Annotated in this window: 14 protein-coding genes; 11 read left to right on the forward strand and 3 right to left on the reverse strand. The window is 71.5% G+C overall.

Going from position 1 to position 16,146, the window contains the following annotated elements:
* Positions 1-33 precede the first annotated feature (33 nt).
* Positions 34-1,047, forward strand: a complete 1,014-nt coding sequence (gene galE, locus OG447_RS13360) for a UDP-glucose 4-epimerase GalE (RefSeq protein ID WP_266936707.1) — start codon at positions 34-36, stop codon at positions 1,045-1,047.
* 76 nt (positions 1,048-1,123) lie between these two features.
* Here the strand turns inward: galE and OG447_RS13365 are convergent, their stop codons facing one another.
* Both OG447_RS13365 and OG447_RS13370 read right to left on the reverse strand, forming a co-directional pair.
* Positions 1,124-2,296, reverse strand: coding sequence for a glycosyltransferase (locus OG447_RS13365; protein WP_266936708.1), 1,173 nt, complete (start codon positions 2,294-2,296; stop codon positions 1,124-1,126).
* Complete coding sequence (locus tag OG447_RS13370; RefSeq protein ID WP_266936709.1) at positions 2,293-5,178, reverse strand: bifunctional glycosyltransferase family 2 protein/CDP-glycerol:glycerophosphate glycerophosphotransferase; 2,886 nt, start codon at positions 5,176-5,178, stop codon at positions 2,293-2,295. Before OG447_RS13370 ends, OG447_RS13365 begins: the two co-directional genes overlap by 4 nt.
* A 188-nt stretch (positions 5,179-5,366) precedes the next feature.
* Here OG447_RS13370 and OG447_RS13375 point away from each other — a divergent pair, with 188 nt between their 5' ends.
* The 7 genes from OG447_RS13375 to OG447_RS13405 all read left to right on the forward strand — a co-directional run bounded on the left by OG447_RS13375 (position 5,367) and on the right by OG447_RS13405 (position 12,257).
* Positions 5,367-6,410 carry a glycosyltransferase family 2 protein gene (locus OG447_RS13375; protein ID WP_266936710.1) on the forward strand — a complete coding sequence of 348 codons (1,044 nt, stop codon included), beginning with the start codon at positions 5,367-5,369 and terminating at the stop codon, positions 6,408-6,410.
* Positions 6,410-6,841, forward strand: a complete 432-nt coding sequence (locus OG447_RS13380; protein ID WP_266936711.1) for a GtrA family protein — start codon at positions 6,410-6,412, stop codon at positions 6,839-6,841. The genes OG447_RS13375 and OG447_RS13380 overlap by 1 nt, the downstream gene beginning before the upstream one ends.
* 76 nt (positions 6,842-6,917) lie before the next feature.
* Entirely contained in the window at positions 6,918-8,045 is a 1,128-nt protein-coding gene (gene proB, locus OG447_RS13385; protein WP_266936712.1) for a glutamate 5-kinase, read from the forward strand.
* A 44-nt stretch (positions 8,046-8,089) separates the two neighbouring features.
* Entirely contained in the window at positions 8,090-8,560 is a 471-nt protein-coding gene (locus OG447_RS13390; RefSeq protein WP_266936713.1) for a hypothetical protein, read from the forward strand.
* A 495-nt stretch (positions 8,561-9,055) separates the two neighbouring features.
* A complete protein-coding gene (locus OG447_RS13395) occupies positions 9,056-10,339 on the forward strand; it encodes a glutamate-5-semialdehyde dehydrogenase (RefSeq protein ID WP_266936714.1) in 1,284 nt (427 codons plus the stop codon).
* 77 nt (positions 10,340-10,416) lie between these two features.
* Positions 10,417-10,977: a hypothetical protein gene (locus OG447_RS13400; protein ID WP_266936715.1), complete on the forward strand. Its 561-nt coding sequence runs from the start codon at positions 10,417-10,419 to the stop codon at positions 10,975-10,977.
* 68 nt (positions 10,978-11,045) lie between these two features.
* Positions 11,046-12,257, forward strand: a complete 1,212-nt coding sequence (locus OG447_RS13405; protein WP_266936716.1) for a hypothetical protein — start codon at positions 11,046-11,048, stop codon at positions 12,255-12,257.
* On the opposite strand, the gene OG447_RS13410 is transcribed toward OG447_RS13405, so the two are convergent.
* Positions 12,241-13,335 carry a M48 family metallopeptidase gene (locus OG447_RS13410; protein ID WP_266936717.1) on the reverse strand — a complete coding sequence of 365 codons (1,095 nt, stop codon included), beginning with the start codon at positions 13,333-13,335 and terminating at the stop codon, positions 12,241-12,243. The two genes, OG447_RS13405 and OG447_RS13410, sit on opposite strands and share 17 nt — an antisense overlap.
* A 140-nt stretch (positions 13,336-13,475) precedes the next feature.
* Between OG447_RS13410 and OG447_RS13415 the strand changes: the two genes are divergently transcribed.
* The 3 genes from OG447_RS13415 to OG447_RS13425 are packed head-to-tail and all read left to right on the forward strand — an operon-like array spanning position 13,476 to position 16,091.
* Positions 13,476-13,643: a hypothetical protein gene (locus OG447_RS13415; protein ID WP_266936718.1), complete on the forward strand. Its 168-nt coding sequence runs from the start codon at positions 13,476-13,478 to the stop codon at positions 13,641-13,643.
* A 60-nt stretch (positions 13,644-13,703) separates the two neighbouring features.
* Entirely contained in the window at positions 13,704-14,321 is a 618-nt protein-coding gene (gene nadD / locus OG447_RS13420) for a nicotinate-nucleotide adenylyltransferase (protein ID WP_266936719.1), read from the forward strand.
* Positions 14,322-14,345: 24 nt separating this feature from the next.
* Positions 14,346-16,091 (forward strand): LCP family protein, encoded by a 1,746-nt coding sequence (locus OG447_RS13425; RefSeq protein WP_266936720.1) that lies wholly within the window; start codon positions 14,346-14,348, stop codon positions 16,089-16,091.
* The last annotated feature ends 55 nt before the right edge of the window (positions 16,092-16,146 follow it).

Consider the following 16,146-nt stretch of genomic DNA (forward strand, 5'->3'; position numbering starts at 1 on the left):
CCTTGTCCGGGGGGACCCCTCAGGGAGCTACGCATGACCTTTCTGATCACCGGTGGCGCCGGATACATCGGCGCGCACGTCGTCCGCGCGATGATGCTCGCGGGGGAGCGGGTCGTCGTCCTCGACGACCTGTCCACGGGCAACGCCGACCGCGTCCCGGAGGGCATTCCGCTGGTGGTCGGCTCGGTCCTGGACCGGCTGACCCTGGACCACACCCTCACCCACCACAAGATCACCGGCGTGGTGCACCTCGCGGGCAAGAAGCAGGTCGGCGAGTCCGTCGAGAAGCCGCTGTACTACTACCACGAGAACGTGCAGGGCCTGACGGTCCTGCTCCAGGCCGTGGCCGCCGCGGGCATCCGCAACGTCCTCTTCTCCTCCTCGGCCTCCGTCTACGGCATGCCCGACGTGGACCTGGTCACCGAGGACACCCCGTGCGCGCCGCTGAGCCCGTACGGCGAGACCAAGCTGACGGGCGAGTGGCTGATGCGCGCGGCGGGCAAGGCGCACGGGATCGCCACGGCCTGCCTGCGGTACTTCAACGTGGCGGGCGCCGCGACCCCGGAACTCGCCGACACCGGCGTCTTCAACCTGGTGCCGATGGTCTTCGAGCGCTACGACGCCGGCCAGGGCGCCAAGATCTTCGGCGACGACTACCCGACCCCGGACGGCACCTGCATCCGCGACTACATCCACGTCGAGGACCTCGCGGAGGCCCACGTGGCGGCGGCCCGCAAGCTCGCGGAATGGGCCGCGGCCGGGGAGTACAAGGACCTCACCGTCAACATCGGGCGCGGCGAGGGCGTTTCCGTCCGCGAGATGGTCGACCTCCTCAACGCGAACACCGGCCACTCCTACGCCCCCGTGATCACCCCGCGGCGACCCGGCGACCCGGCAAAGGTCGTGGCCTCGGCCGACCGGATCGCGAGCGAGCTGGGCTGGAAGGCCCGCCACGACGTCCGCGAGATGGTCACCTCCGCGTGGGCGGGCTGGGAGGCCAACCGCGACAAGCGCGCCGGCGCGGCCCACGACGAGGTCAACCGCTGACGTCCGTACGGCACATGAAGCCGCCCGCCCCGGAGCTGTCCGGGGCGGGCGGCTTCTCTGTTGCCCAGGGGCGCGGTCAGCGCTCCAGGAAGGCGAAGAGCGCCTCCCAGCGGTCGGTGATCTCGGTGCTGGAGTAACGCTTCACCGAATGGAAGGCCGCGTCTCCGAGCCGGTCGCGCAGCTCACGGTCCGCCATCAGCACACGGAGGTGGCCGGCCAGTTCCATCGTGTTGCCCAGCCGGGCCAGCAGCCCGTCCTCGCCGTGCTCGACGATCTCCCGTACGCCCGGCGCGCAGTCGAAGGCGGCCGCGGGGACGCCCGCCGCCATCGCCTCCAGCAGGGTGATCGGGAAGCCCTCGGCCCGGGAGGCCTGCGCGAAGACCGAGGCACCGCGCAGTGCGCCCAGTACGTCGTCGGTGCTGCCCATCCACTCCACGGAGTCGTCCAGCCCCAGTGAGGCGCAGTGCGCCCGCAGGGCCGGCTCCTCCACACCCGCCCCGTAGATCCGCAGGACCCAGTCGGGGTGCTGCGGGGCGGCGTCCGCCCACGCGTCGAGGAGCAGGTCGACGCCCTTCTCGAAGGCGAGGCGGCCGACGCTGACCACGACGTTCTCCGTACGCGGAGCGGGCGTCGGCGGCATGAAGGGCAGCGGGTTCGGCATGCTCCCGACGTTCTCCATGCCCGCCCGGATCCACAGGTCCGCGTCCTCGGCGGTCAGCACCAGCAGCCGGTCCACCTCCGGGTAGTACCGGCGGACCCGCTCGCCGCGGGTGGACTTCTGGCTGGCCTCGAAGGACTCGTGGCTCATCCCGATGACGCTGAGCCCCTTGGTGTCGGCGAGCGCCACCCACTCCATCGCCCAGACCTGGGTGACGATGACGACACTGCCGGGGCGGGCCGCGCGGAAGAGCTCGCTCAGCTGCTCGGCCTTGGCCCGCATCTTCGCCCGGCGGGCGGCCTGGCGGCGCCGCTCGGGCGCGTTCAGCCGGCCCTTGAGCCCGTGCAGCCGGCGCGCGCCCGGGGGATGCGCGTCGTACAGCGTGGTCATGACGTACGGCAGGTCCTGCGGCAGCTTCTGCCGGATCTCCTCGGCCACCGGGGCGATGCCGACGATGTGCACCCGGTGCCCGCGGTCGGTGAACAGCCTGGCCATCTGGTGGGACCAGGTGGTCACGCCGCCGAGCTCGTCGACGCTGTTGGAGACGAGGAAGATGTCCCGCCCGCCGGGGGCGGCGGTCTGGTGGCTCACTTGCCGCTCCTGGTGAAGAACTTCTCGACGATCCGGCGTGCGGCGTCCCCACGGTCGTACTCGCCGAACTCGGTGAGGAAACGCTGCCGCGCCTCGGCGTACTTGGCGTCCGCCTCCTCGAAGGCGGCCAGCGCCTGGAGGAGTTCGTCCGCGGTGGCCACGACCGGGCCCGGGGCCTTCTCCTTCAGGTCGAAGTACGTGCCGCGGATGTCGGTGGCGTACTTCTCGTAGTCGTACGCGAAGAACCACATCGGCCGGTCCAGGACCGCGTAGTCGAACATCACGGACGAGTAGTCGGTGATCAGCCCGTCGGCCAGTTCCAGCAGCGGGGTGATGTCGTGGTGCCGGGACACGTCGACGACCCGGCCGGCCACCGACGGCGGCAGCGAGACGCTGTTGAGGTAGTGGGTCCGCACCAGCAGCGTGAAGCGGTCGCCGAGCCGGTCGGCGAACTCCTCGACGTCGAAGGGGAACTCGAAGCCCTCCACCGCGCCGTCCGCACCCGCCCGGAAGGTCGGCGCGTACAGCAGCACCTTCTTCTCCGGGTCGATGCCGAGCTCCGCCGCGAGGGGGCCGCGGACCCGTTCACCGCTCTGCGCCTCGGCCCGCTGCGCCTCGACCAGGGCGTCGTTGCGCGGGTAGCCGGTGCGCAGCAGGACCTCGTCGCGCAGCCGGAAGGCCTTGGCGAGGGTGCGGGTGTCGTGCTCGGAGCGGATCAGGAAGTGGTCGAAGCGGTCGACGGCCGCCTGGAAGCGGTTCTGGCCCGCGCGGCCCTGCGCCTTGGTGCGGGGCTCGTGGAAGCCCATCCGCTTGAGCGCGGAGCCGTGCCAGGTCTGGATGTACGTCGTCCCCGGGCGCTTGGCGAGCGCCAGCGGGAAGCCCTGGTTGTCGACCCAGAACTCGGCCTGCGCCAGCGCCCGCAGGTACGGCCAGCTCCAGCGCCGCACCAGGGTGGCCTCCTTGGGGAAGCCGGTGGGCTTGCCCGCGTACGACCAGATCGCCTCGAAGGGCACGCCCTGGCGGACCATCTCCTCGTAGATCGCCTTCGGGCTGTCGCTGTACTGCTTGCCCATGTGGCTCTCGAAGACGACCGTGCCCTTCTTGACCGGCAGCTTCGAGAAGACCTCGTGGTAGATCTTCACCTTCTGCTCGCCGGATCCCATGCTCCGGCGGACCCGCAGGGCCTTGCGCAGGCCCCGCTTGACCACGTTCGCCGCCTTGCCCTGTATGGCGTTGTCGATCAGGCTCCGGGTGCGGACGGCGGCGGCGCTCTCGGCGGCCAGGACGTAGGAGAGGTTCCCCTTCTTGGTGACCTCCGGCTCGAAGCGGTCGGAGACCAGCCGGGTCAGCCGCGGGCGTACGCGCAGGCGGGCCGCCGACTCCAGGTCGACTCCGCCGACCGAGACCCGGGTGGTGATCTTGTCGCTGTCGGCGGTCAGCTTCAGCCGGACGTCCCAGACGGCGTCGATGATGCCGAGGGGACGGACGGTGCTGCCGATGTCGGCGGTGCCGCTCCACTCGATCGTGTCACCGGCGTGGCGCACGGTTGACACCGGGAAGCTGAAGGAACGCACGCCGATCTGCCGGCGGGCCCGGAATTCGAGCGAGGCCGACAGCTGCGCGTCGTCCTTGATCCGGCCCAGCGGGTTCACGACGGCGCCGGAGAGCGTGACGGTGCCGCGCCCGTCGTCCTCGTAGGAGGTCAGGCGGTTGCCCAGCTGGAGGGAGGTGAGCGGGGTGGTGTGGAAGCCCTGCTCGGTGACGTCCAGTATCCGGCGGGCCTCGGTGCCGGCCGGGTCGCCGGCGTCGTCGATGTGCCGGGCGCACCAGTAGATCCGGCCGTCGCGCTCGGCGAGGGGGGAGGAGAGCCGGCCCTTGTTGGTCATGGCGTCGGCGGCGGGGATCAGGTTCTCCCAGTCCTCCTTGCCGAGCAGGTAGGCGCAGATGGCCTGGAGGTAGGTGACGTTCTCGTAGGCGGCCGGGTCGATTCCGGCGAGGTAGCCGTTGGCGAGCCGGGCGAACTCCTGGCGGTAGGCGTCACCGAGCAGCGGCAGGTCGCGCAGGTGCAGCACCAGGTCGTGCTTGAGGAACTTGGCGTCCTTCGCGGACTTGATGTCCGTGTGGCCCTTGGCGGCCAGCAGCTCGTCGACGCGCCGGTGGATCTCCATCCGGTGGACGAAGTTCGCGATCTCGTGGCGCCGGTTGCTGATGGACTTCGCCGCGGCCTTCTCGACCACGTTCCAGAAGTAGACGTGGTTCGGGATCAGCGTGATGCGGCGGGCGGCGACGTAGGCCTGCGCGGAGAACAGCAGGTCCTCGTAGTGGATGCCGACCGGGAACTCCAGGCCCTGCTCCAGCAGGAACGCGCGCCGGTAGCACTTGTTCGTGGAGAGGGTGTCGTAGACCAGCAGGTCGGGGTACTCGGTGATCGACTCCAGCGTGCGCGTGCGCGAGTAGATCCAGGGGTACCACTCGGTGGTCTTGCCCCACCGGTTGTCGAGGTGCACGCGGACGCACATGCCCGAGACCAGGTCGGAACCAGTCCGCTCGGCCGCGGCCAGCATGTTCCGGCAGGCATTGCGCTCCAGAACGTCGTCGCTGTCCAGGAACATCACGTACGTGCCGGTGGCCTGCTGGATGCCGTGGTTGCGCGGCGCGCCGCAGCCTCCGCTGTTCTCCGGCAGCTGGAACGCGCGCACTCTCCCCGGATGCGCAGCTTCCAGTTCCTGGGCGACCGCGTACGAGCGGTCCTTGCTGCAGTCGTCGACGATCACGACCTCGACCCCGTGCAGGGTCTGGTCCAAAACCGACTGGACTGCTGTCGACAGACGCTCTGCGTCGTTGTAGACGATGACGACCACGGAGACGTCGGGCACGTGCACCTCGATCCCTTCGTTTCGTTGCGTTTCGTTCAGCTCGTTCCGCTTATCTCGTCAAAGCTACCGTGTGCCGCCCGCGGCTCAGGCAGGCCGACCGACGCCCGAGCCTCTCCTTGCATACTTCTAAGGAAGAGGTGAGGGACGGGTCCGGTGGCTGACAATCACCCGATCGGACCCAGCAGGAAGTGTTCATGACGAAGCTGTCTGTAGTTGTCCCTTGCTACAACGAAGAGGCTGTCATCGACTGCTTCGACGTGGAGATCCGCAGGGTCCTGGACGCCCTCCCCGTGGAGTACGAGGTCTGCTACATCGACGACGGAAGCCGTGACGGAACTCTCGGCAAACTGCGCAAGATCGCCGCCGAGCACGGGGAGCAGACCCGGTACGTCTCCTTCAGCCGCAACTTCGGCAAGGAGGCCGGCATGCTCGCGGGCCTGCGCGAGTGCACCGGCGACGCCGTGGTGATCATGGACGCGGACCTCCAGCACCCGCCGGAGCTCATCGCCACCATGCTCGACTACTACGGGCAGGGCCACGACCAGATCATCGCCCGCCGCTCGCGGGAGGGGGACAAGAAGCTCCGCTCCGCGCTCAGCCGCCTCTACTACCGCGGCGTCAACCGCTGGGTCGACGTGGAGCTCACCGACGGGGTCGGCGACTTCCGCTTGCTGTCGCGCCCGGCCGTGGACGCGCTGCTCGCGCTGCCCGAGTACAACCGCTTCTCCAAGGGCCTGTTCTCCTGGATCGGCTTCGACACCGTCCACTTCGACTACCGCAACGCGCAGCGCGAGGCCGGCGAGACGAAGTGGAAGTTCGGCGCGCTGCTGAACTACGGCATGGACGGCCTGATCTCCTTCAACAACCGGCCGCTGCGCATCGGGATCTGGTTCGGCGCGTCGCTGGTCGCCCTGACCGGCCTCTACGCCCTGTGGGTCACAGTCATGGCCATGACCAACGGCGTCGACTCCCCGGGTTACGTCACCCTGGTCGCGATGATCGTCGGCCTCGGCGGCGTCCAGCTGGTCATGCTGGGTCTCATCGGCGAGTACATCGGCCGCATCTACTACGAGACCAAGCGCCGCCCGCACTTCCTGGTGAAGGAGGCGCACGGCGCCGACCCGCTCCCGCGCGGCGCGGACGGGCTCGCACGGGGGAGCGCGGGGCGGGGCCGGGACCGCGGCCGGGAGCCGGGTCAGGAGCCGGGCGGGGACCGGGTCTCGGACCGGACCGCCTGATGAGCCGCAGGGACCAGCTCGGCCAGATCTTCCGCTTCGCCCTGGTGGGCGGGGTGAACACCGCCACCTTCTTCGGCATCTACCTGCTCCTGCACCCGTGGATGCCGTACTTCGCCGCCTACTCCCTCGCCTTCGTGCTGGCCATGGTCGGCTCGTTCTTCATGAACACCTACTTCACCTACCGGACCAGGCCGACGTGGAAGAAGTTCCTCCTCTTCCCGCTGACGAACGTCACGAACTACGTCATCCAGTCGGCGGGCCTCTACGCCCTGGTCACCTGGGCCGGGATGGACACCCGTATCGCCCCGCTCGTCGCGGCGGTCGTGGCCATCCCGTTCACCTTCCTGCTCTCGCGCAAGATCCTCGTCCCCGGCGCGGCCCGAGCCCAGGAGGCGCAGCAGGCGGAGAGGGGGCCCTCGTCCAGGGTCTGAAACCCCCGAGCAGCCCCTCGCGCCCACCCCGTAGATTGAGACGGCAGGCATTTCGGCAAGGGGCAAGGGGACAGACGTGTCAGCGGCTAGGCAAGGTGTCGTGAACGCCCGCAGGATCGTGGTCAAGGTCGGATCCTCCTCCCTGACCACGGCGGCCGGGGGACTCGACGCCGACCGGGTGGACGCACTGGTCGACGTCCTGGCCAAGGCCCGCAGCGGCGGGGAGAAGGAGATCGTCCTCGTCTCCAGCGGCGCCATCGCCGCCGGGCTCTCCCCGCTCGGCCTGCGCCGCCGGCCCAAGGACCTGGCCCGGCAGCAGGCCGCCGCCAGCGTCGGCCAGGGACTGCTCGTCGCCCGCTACACCGCCTCCTTCGCCCGGTACGGCGTCCGCGTCGGCCAGGTCCTGCTCACCACCGACGACACCAGCCGGCGCGCCCACTACCGCAACGCCTACCGGACCCTGGACCAGCTGCTGGCCATGGGGGCCCTGCCCGTCGTCAACGAGAACGACACCGTCGCCACCGACGAGATCCGCTTCGGCGACAACGACCGGCTCGCGGCCCTGGTCGCCCACCTCGTCCGCGCGGACCTCCTCGTACTCCTTTCGGACGTGGACGGCCTCTACGACGGCGACCCCGCGCAGCCCGGCACCACCCGCATCGACGAGGTCCGCGGCCCCGAGGACATCGCGCACGTCTCCATCGGCAGCGCGGGCAAGGCGGGCGTGGGCACCGGCGGCATGGTCACCAAGGTCGAGGCCGCGCGCATCGCGGCAGCGGCCGGCATCCCGGTGGTGCTGACCTCGGCCAGCCAGGCCGCGGACGCCCTGGCCGGGCGCGCCACCGGCACCCACTTCCACGCCACGGGCCGCCGCTCCGCCGACCGGCTGCTCTGGCTCCAGCACGCCTCCACCCCGCAGGGCCACCTCGTACTCGACGACGGCGCGGTGCGCGCCGTCACGGAACGCGGCAGCTCCCTGCTCCCGGCGGGCATCGCCGCGGTCGGGGGCGAGTTCACGGCCGGGGACCCGGTGGAGCTGCGCGACACCTCCGGCCGGGCGGTCGCCCGGGGCCTGGTCAACTTCGACGCCAAGGAGCTCCCGCAGCTCCTCGGGCGCTCCACTCGCGAGCTCGCGCGGGAACTCGGACCCGCGTACGAGCGCGAGGTCGTCCACCGTGACGATCTGGTCCTGCTGCAGGGCTGAGGTTCGGCAAAACCACCGCGCGGTCGGCCGGGGGCTGGTCAACTGTGAGGGGCGGACACACGCGTGGCGGAGACAGGAGGCGGCTGGTGAGACGAGCGCTGACCAGCGTCGGTCCGGGGGACGGTGACGGCGGCGACCACAGGAACGGGCACGGGGGCGGCACCGAACCGGACGCCTCCCGCCTCTGGCACGTGACCCTCAGCGTGTCCGGCAAGCCGGCACCGCTCTCGGAGGTCCGGCGCAGCCTCGAACAGCTGGCTCACGACCACCCCTTCCTGCTGACCAGCCGGTACGCCGACGACCACGCGGAGATCCGCTACTGGGAAGAGGCCCGCGACCTCCACGACGCGGCGGCCGTGGCCCTGCGCCTGTGGGGCGAGCACCGCTCCTCGGCGCAGCTCCCGCCCTGGGAGATCGTCGGCCTGGAGGTCATCGACCGCGCCACCTACCACCAACGCGTGGCCGAAGGCTACGGCCCACCCCCGGCCCACCCGGTGGGTGTGCACCCGTACTGAACGCGGCCCTCGCGCCGCTCGGCCCTGGCGGGCCTCCCGGGCTTCGGCCCGCTGCACCGGACTCCGTCCGGCGATGGCAGGGCGGAGCCCGATCCGGCCCCGGCGGCTGCCCCTGGCCGGCACCCCGGCCCACCCGGCGGCGCAACCACCCTGCGGCGCCGTTCCCGGGGGCGCCGCCCCCGGACCCCCGCGCCTCAAACGCCGGCGGGGCTGGGTGGTGCCCCGCCGGCGTTTGAGGCGCGGGGTCTGGGGCGGAGCCCCAGGTCTTTGAGCCGCGCCGGCGATTGAGGCGCGGGGCCGGGCAGAGCCCGGGAAGCCCCGCGCAGCGGCACCGGCCAAGCCACCCGCAGCCCGCACGGGACAGGCCGGCCGGAACCGCACAGCACAGGCCCGCGCCAGCCCCGCGCGCAGCGCGACCCCGTCGGGCCCGCCGCCAGGTGTCTCGCGGGGTGAAACCCCCACGGGCCCGGCCCGGCCGGGGACTACCCTGGCCGCATGACCTCGCTCGATGCCGCCACCGCCACCTCGCCCGTCCTCGCCACCGCGCGAGCCGCCCGCACAGCCGCCGCGGACATCGCCCCACTCCCGCGGTCCGCCAAGGACACGGCCCTGCTGGCGATCGCGGACGCGCTGGAGGCCCGTACGGCCGAGATCATCGCGGCCAACGCCGTCGACACCGACAAGGCCCGCGCCGCCGGCACCAGCGAGACCGTCATCGACCGCCTCACCCTCACCCCCGAGCGGATCGCGGCCATCGCCTCCGACGTGCGGGACGTCGCCGCCCTCCCCGACCCGGTCGGGGAGGTCGTCCGCGGCAGCACCCTCCCCAACGGCATCGACCTCCGGCAGATCCGCGTCCCCCTCGGCGTCGTCGGCATCATCTACGAGGCCCGCCCCAACGTCACCGTCGACGCCGCAGCCCTCTGCCTCAAGTCCGGCAACGCCGTCCTCCTGCGCGGCAGCTCCTCCGCCTACGCCTCCAACACCGCCCTTGTCAGCATCCTGCGCGACGCCGTCGAGAGCGCCGGCCTGCCCGCCGACGCCGTCCAGCTCGTCCCCGGCGAGTCCCGCGACTCCGTCCGCGAGCTGATGCGCGCCCGCGGCCTCGTCGACGTGCTCATCCCGCGCGGCGGTGCCTCGCTCATCAAGACCGTCGTCGAGGAGTCCACCGTCCCGGTCATCGAGACCGGCACCGGCAACTGCCACGTCTACGTCGACGCCCAGGCCGACCTGGACATGGCCGTGGACATCCTCATCAACTCCAAGGCCCAGCGGCCCTCCGTCTGCAACGCCGCCGAGACCCTCCTCGTCCACCGCGACATCGCCGACGCCTTCCTGCCCCGCGCCCTCGACGCGCTCGCCGCCGCCGGGGTCACCGTGCACGGCGACCCCGCGGTCCTCGCCGCCGCCGAGGGCTCCAAGGCCACCGCGCTGCCCGCCACCGACGAGGACTGGGCCGCCGAGTACCTCTCCTACGACATCGCCGCCGCCGTCGTCGGCTCGCTCGACGAGGCGGTGGCCCACATCCGGCGCTGGACCTCCGGTCACACCGAGGCGATCGTCACCACCTCGCAGGCCGCCGCGCGCCGCTTCACCCAGCTGGTCGACTCGACCACCGTCGCCGTGAACGCCTCCACCCGGTTCACGGACGGTGGTCAGTTCGGATTCGGCGCCGAGATCGGGATCTCCACGCAGAAGCTGCACGCCCGGGGCCCCATGGGCCTTCCCGAGCTCACCTCCACCAAGTACATCGTCACCGGCGACGGTCACATCCGGTAACCGCAGCCTGGACAACGTGTGGCCGGAATGCGGCGTACACCCTGCCCAAAGCCGCCCCCCAGGTCTAGGCTGCTCCTGTGCCGGACGACGTGGGGGGCAATCCGTTCCCGGACGACGGGGAGCCCGACGACGACCGCGGAGGCGCGGATCACGACTTCGCCTCCGTGGTGTTCGACGAGGCCTTCGTCCGGAACGCCCAGATCCATGAACTGAGCGCCGCCGAGCGCCAGCGAGCCGCCGACCGGGCCCGTGCCGACGAAGCCGCCCGTGCCGCGGTGGCCGGCGGCTGGACGGGCGACGAGGACTACGACGCCTACGGCTACGGCCACCCCGACGGGTACGGCCCCGACGACCACGGCTGGGAGTACGAGCGCGGCCACGGCCGCGGCTACCCCGACGGCCCGTACGGGGCCTACGGCGGCAGTCTGCGCCCCTACCGCGGCCGCTCGCCCTGGCTGCGCCCCGTCGCCTGGGTACTGGCCTTCGTGATGGGCCTCGGCATGGTCGCGCTCGCCTTCAGCGCCGTCTACCGCAGCGCTTCGAGCGAGGCGGACCCCGCCCCGGCGCCCGCCAGTACCCCCCTGAGGGAAGTCACCGGCGTGGGGGCGTTTACGTACCCCGTCGGCCGCCAACCCTGAAGGTACGACCCCGCTCGCCCACAATGGAGCTGGGGGCTTCTCTGAAGCGGGGACAGCGGGGAGAAGCGATGGCAGCGCGCGGAGATCCACCCAACGGCACCCCCGAGAACATCGGCGGGGGCGACGACGAGTTCCGGTCGGACGAGTACCGGTCGGTGGTGTTCGACGAGGACTTCGTCCGGGCTGCCCGGCTCCAGGAGTTCTCCGCCCAGGAACGCATGGGCGAACACGCCCGGGCCGTCCGCAGCCGCTCCCTCTGGTCGAGCGGCGCCGCCGCACACCGCACCGGCACCCCCGGCCGGGGCGCCCGGCAGGGCATGCTGCTCGTGCTGCTCATCGCCACGGCCTTCGCCGCCGCCGTCTACATGGGGCTGAGCAACCCGTACGTACCCCCATCCGACGGCCATGCCGAACCGCTCGTCAGTACCGTCGTCCCGCTCGCGCCCACCGACGCCGTCCCCGGCGGCCGTCCCGCCGAGCTGTACGGGAAGAGTCCCGCCGCCGAGTACCGCGTCGGGGCGGCCGGGATCACCCTGCCGGCCGTACGCCGCACCCAGCACTTCACGGACGGCCAGGTCGGCGCCGCGCTGTCCGTCGCCAAGGACTACCTGGTGCAGTCCTCACTGGACCCCGACGTCCTGGCCGGCACCGCCTCCCGGCCCGTACGGGTCCTGCTCGACCCCGACCAGCTGACGCAGTTCGACCGCAGCATCGCCTCGCCCTCCGGCGACGGCAGGCACGCCGCCACGGGCTGGCTGGTCCGCTTCGACCCGCGCACCGCCGTCATGGCCGACTCCAAGGTCCGGGTGTACGGCACCCTCGCCTTCGAGGAGGTGACCCCGGAGGTCCTGGAGGTGGTCACCGACCACACCTTCGTGTACGCCGTACGTCCGGCCACCGGAGCCCCGGCCACGGACGACGGCGCCTCGCTCTTCACCGTCCGGCGCGAGCTGAGGCTGCGCTTCGACCGTGACGACCTCACCGCCCGGCGCGCGGAGCTGGCCTCGGCCTATGTGATGGCCGGACCGCAGGACTGCTCCGCCGACCCGGCCGCGGGCTTCCGCCCGCTCCTGGCCGGGGCCGGCCCGACCACGGTGGGCCCGGCCCCCAGCGACCCGTACGCCAGCGGCAATCCGCGCCGCTCGGCCGGGCTGTGCGGAGTCATGGCCGAGCCCGGCACCCAGGCTCCCGCCCCGCAGCCGGACCGGGAGGCCTCGGTGGCCGGCCCTGCCCCGCAGCCGGGGCAGGAGGCCTCGGCGGCCGTCAGCCCTGCTCCGTAGCCCCGCCCTTGCCCTCGCCGGCCGGGCCCGCACCCGTACCCGTACCGGCGCCTGACGCCGCGCCGGTGAACTTGTCGCGGAGCTTGCCGCCGAGGTCGCCCGCGCCACCGGCGATGTCGCCCACCAGCTTCATCAGCGGGTCCTTGCTGGTGCGCACCGAGTCGGCGTAGTGCGCCGCGGACTGGCGGAAGGAGTCGGTCACCGAGGTGTCCTTGTCCTCATCGCGCCGCGGGTAGTGGCCGTCCATGATCCGCTGGTGGTCGCGGCTCTCCGACCACTTCTTCAGCTCGGCGGCCCGCACCGTGGTGAAGGGGTGCGTCCGCGGCAGCATGTTCATGATCTTCAGGACGGAGTCGCGCAGATCGCCGCTCGACTCGTACTCCTCGGCCTGGGCCAGGAAGGCGTCCACATTCATCTCGTGGATGTGGTTGCCGCCCGCGAGCTTCATCAGACCGCGCATCGAGGCCTGAAGGTCCTGCCCCACCAGCAGACCGGCCCGGTCGGCGGACAGCTCCGACTTGCGGAACCACTCCCGCAGCGCCGCCACGATCGCCGTGATCGCCACATTGCCCAGCGGGATCCACGCCACCTTCAGCGCCAGATTCGTCAGGAACAGCAGGATCGTCCGGTACACCGAGTGCCCCGACAGGGCGTGGCCCACCTCGTGGCCCACCACCGCCCGCATCTCCTCCTCGTCGAGCAGCTCGACGAGGCTCGTGGTCACCACGATGATCGGCTCGTCCAGCCCGATGCACATGGCATTCGGCTTCGGGTCCTGCTGCACGTACATCTGCGGGACCTTCTCCAGGTCCAGGATGTAACAGGCGTCGCGGAGCATCGCGTGCAGGTGCGGGAACTGCGTCTCGCCCACGCGCACCGAGTCCGACAGGAACAGCAGCCGCAGGCTGCGCTCCGGAAGCAGCCCGCTCAGGGCCTTGAACACGGTGTCGAACCCGCTCAGCTTGCGCAGCGCCACCAGCGCCGAACGGTCCGCCGGATGCTCGTACGCCCGCGAGGAAATACCGGGGAACCTCCTGCGGTCCCGCGCCGGTGCCTTCTCGAATCCCGTCTCCGTCATAACGCCCTCCCCCTCGATGAACTGCCTGGCATTGCGTCTATCCTCTCCAACGCCTGAGTCGGCGTGAGCGTGCCCCAGGCCCCCGCATACGATGTGAGCGAAGTCTCCGCCCGCTCCCCGACTCGATAGGTACCTGCCTGATGAGCCTCTCCTCCACCGCCCACAACCTGGTCGTCCTCGCCTCGGAGGGGGCCGAACAGCACGGCGGCAACCACGACAGCCTGAACCCGTACCTGACCGGTGGCGCCGCGCTCTTCATCCTCCTCCTCATGCTCTGGGTGACCACGCGCCTGAACCGCGACCGCTAGAACGCCCCGCGCCCGCCCGCGGAGCCGGACCGCTCCACCGGGCCAGTAGGCTCTGCGCTCATGGGAGAGCAGGAGATGTCTACCGGCCCGGTCAAGCGCCGGCTCGGCGTGATGGGCGGGACGTTCGACCCGATCCACCACGGACACCTGGTGGCCGCCAGCGAAGTGGCCGCCCTTTTCCACCTCGACGAGGTGGTGTTCGTACCGACCGGCGAGCCGTGGCAGAAGTCGCAGCGGGCCGTGTCGCCCGCCGAGGACCGCTACCTCATGACGGTCATCGCCACGGCCTCGAACCCACAGTTCTCGGTGAGCCGCATCGACATCGACCGCGGCGGCCCGACGTACACGATCGACACCCTGCGGGACCTGAAGGCGCTGAACGACGACGCCGACCTGTTCTTCATCACCGGTGCCGATGCCCTCGCACAGATCCTGACCTGGCGAAACGCCGAGGAACTGTTCTCGCTCGCCCACTTCATCGGAGTCACCCGGCCGGGCCACGTGCTCACCGACGACGGACTGCCCGAGGGCGGTGTCTCGCTGGTCGAGGTGCCCGCGCTGGCCATTTCGTCCACGGACTGCCGTGCACGGGTCGGCAAGGGGGATCCTGTCTGGTACTTGGTGCCGGACGGCGTCGTGCGCTACATCGACAAGCGTGAGCTGTACCGGGGAGCCTGAGCTTCCGGAGAGAGGGGCCCCGCGGTGAACGACCGACAGGAGCCGTACGAGCCGTACGACCCGTACGCCGGCCAGGAGCAGCAGCTCATCGGCTACGACGCGTACGGGCGGCCGCTGTACGGCCAGGTGCCCGCGCAGCCCGCCCACCCCGCCCCGCCCGCCCCGCAGCAGTACGAGCAGCGGCCCGGGGCCTCGTACGAGCAGCAGTACGGCTACGGCTACGAGCCCGGCTACCAGGCCTACGGCCAGCAGCAGCCGCAGCCCCAGCAGCAGTACTACCCGCCGCAGCCCGCGGCCCAGGAGTACGGGCAGCAGCAGTACCCCGACCCCGGGGCCGCCCCCTCCTACGGGTACGACACGCAGCAGACCCAGCAGTGGATCCCGCAGCAGAGCGCCCCGGAGCCGGCGGCGCCCGCCGCCCCGCCCCGGCCGGAACCCGGGCGGGAACGGACCGCGCAGGTCCCCGAGCCGCGCCGGCCCGAAGCCGACGAGCCCGAGGCGGGCCGGGACTACCGCACCGAGATGTTCGCCTTCATCGACCAGCCGGACGAGGAGTCCGAGGACGTCATCGACTGGCTGAAGTTCACCGAGAGCCGCACCGAACGCCGCGAGGAGGCCCGCCGCCGCGGCCGCAACCGGGTGGTGGCGCTGATCGTCGTCCTCGCCGTGTTCGCCGTCGGAGGCATCGGCTACCTCTGGTACGCGGGCAAGCTGCCGTTCGTGGAGGGCCCGGGGCAGAAGAAGGCCACTGCGGCCGACGCGGCCGGTCCGCAGAAGCGGGACATGATCGTCGTCCACCTGCACAACACGAAAAAGGGCGGCACCTCCACGGCGCTGCTCGTCGACAACGTCACCGCCAAGCAGGGAGCGACCGTCCTGCTGCCCAACACGCTCAGCGTCCCCCGGCAGGACGGCACTGCCACCGGGCTGGGCAAGGCGGTCGAGGAGGGCGGCCTCGGCACCCGCGAGTCCCTCGACTCGGTGCTCGGCACCCGCATCGGCGGCACCTGGCGGCTGGACACGCCCTTCCTGGAGAGCCTGGTCGAGCAGCTCGGCGGCATCGAGGTCGACACCGACACCGCGGTCCCGGCCGACGACGCGGCCAAGACCCCGGCCGTGGCCCAGGGCCAGAAGCAGAGCCTCAGCGGCCCCATGGCCGTCGCGTACGCCACCCACCGCGGCCAGGGCGAGGCGGAGGCCAAGCAGCTGGAGCGGATGGGCAAGGTGCTGTACGCCGTCCTGCGCAAGGTCCCGGGTGACCCCAAGTCGGCGACCATGACGGTCGAGAGCATGGGCCAGATCCTCGACCCCGCTCTGAACGCGCAGGCGCTCGGCGCCCTGCTGGCCCGGCTCGGCGAGCACGCCAAGGGGGGCGCGTACCGCACCGACGTCCTCGCGGTGAAGGCGGACGGCACCCTCACCGACGAGGCCAACAAGACGGTCGTCAAGGAGGTCCTCGGCGGATCCGCCCAGGCGGCCCAGGCCGGCGCCGCGCCGCGGGTCGGCCTCAAGGACGCCACCGGCGACGAGAAGACGCAGGTGGCGGCTAAGGCGGCACTGCTGAACGGCGGCTACACCTTCGTGGACGGGGGCAAGGCCGACAAGACGGCGGCCTCGTCGCAGATCACGTACCAGGACGACGCGCAGCGCGAGCGGGCGGTCGAGGTCGCCAAGACGCTGGGGCTGGCGGAGGCGGTCGTCAAGAAGGCCGAGAACGCGGTGAACGCGGACGTCGTGGTGATCCTGGGCAAGGACTACAAGGCGTCCTGAACCGGCCCCCAAGGGGTCCTGACATGCGGCCCGGCCCGCGCGGAACGTTCCGCGC

This window comes from Streptomyces sp. NBC_01408, assembly GCF_026340255.1.
GTDB lineage: Bacteria > Actinomycetota > Actinomycetes > Streptomycetales > Streptomycetaceae > Streptomyces.

Coding starts and splice junctions, on each gene's coding strand:
- galE (WP_266936707.1), top strand. CDS start 34: ATGACCTTTCTGATCACCGGTGGCGCCGGATACATCGGCGCGCACGTC.
- OG447_RS13375 (WP_266936710.1), top strand. CDS start 5,367: ATGACGAAGCTGTCTGTAGTTGTCCCTTGCTACAACGAAGAGGCTGTC.
- OG447_RS13380 (WP_266936711.1), top strand. CDS start 6,410: ATGAGCCGCAGGGACCAGCTCGGCCAGATCTTCCGCTTCGCCCTGGTG.
- OG447_RS13395 (WP_266936714.1), top strand. CDS start 9,056: ATGACCTCGCTCGATGCCGCCACCGCCACCTCGCCCGTCCTCGCCACC.
- OG447_RS13405 (WP_266936716.1), top strand. CDS start 11,046: ATGGCAGCGCGCGGAGATCCACCCAACGGCACCCCCGAGAACATCGGC.
- OG447_RS13410 (WP_266936717.1), bottom strand. CDS start 13,335: ATGACGGAGACGGGATTCGAGAAGGCACCGGCGCGGGACCGCAGGAGG.
- OG447_RS13415 (WP_266936718.1), top strand. CDS start 13,476: ATGAGCCTCTCCTCCACCGCCCACAACCTGGTCGTCCTCGCCTCGGAG.
- nadD (WP_266936719.1), top strand. CDS start 13,704: ATGGGAGAGCAGGAGATGTCTACCGGCCCGGTCAAGCGCCGGCTCGGC.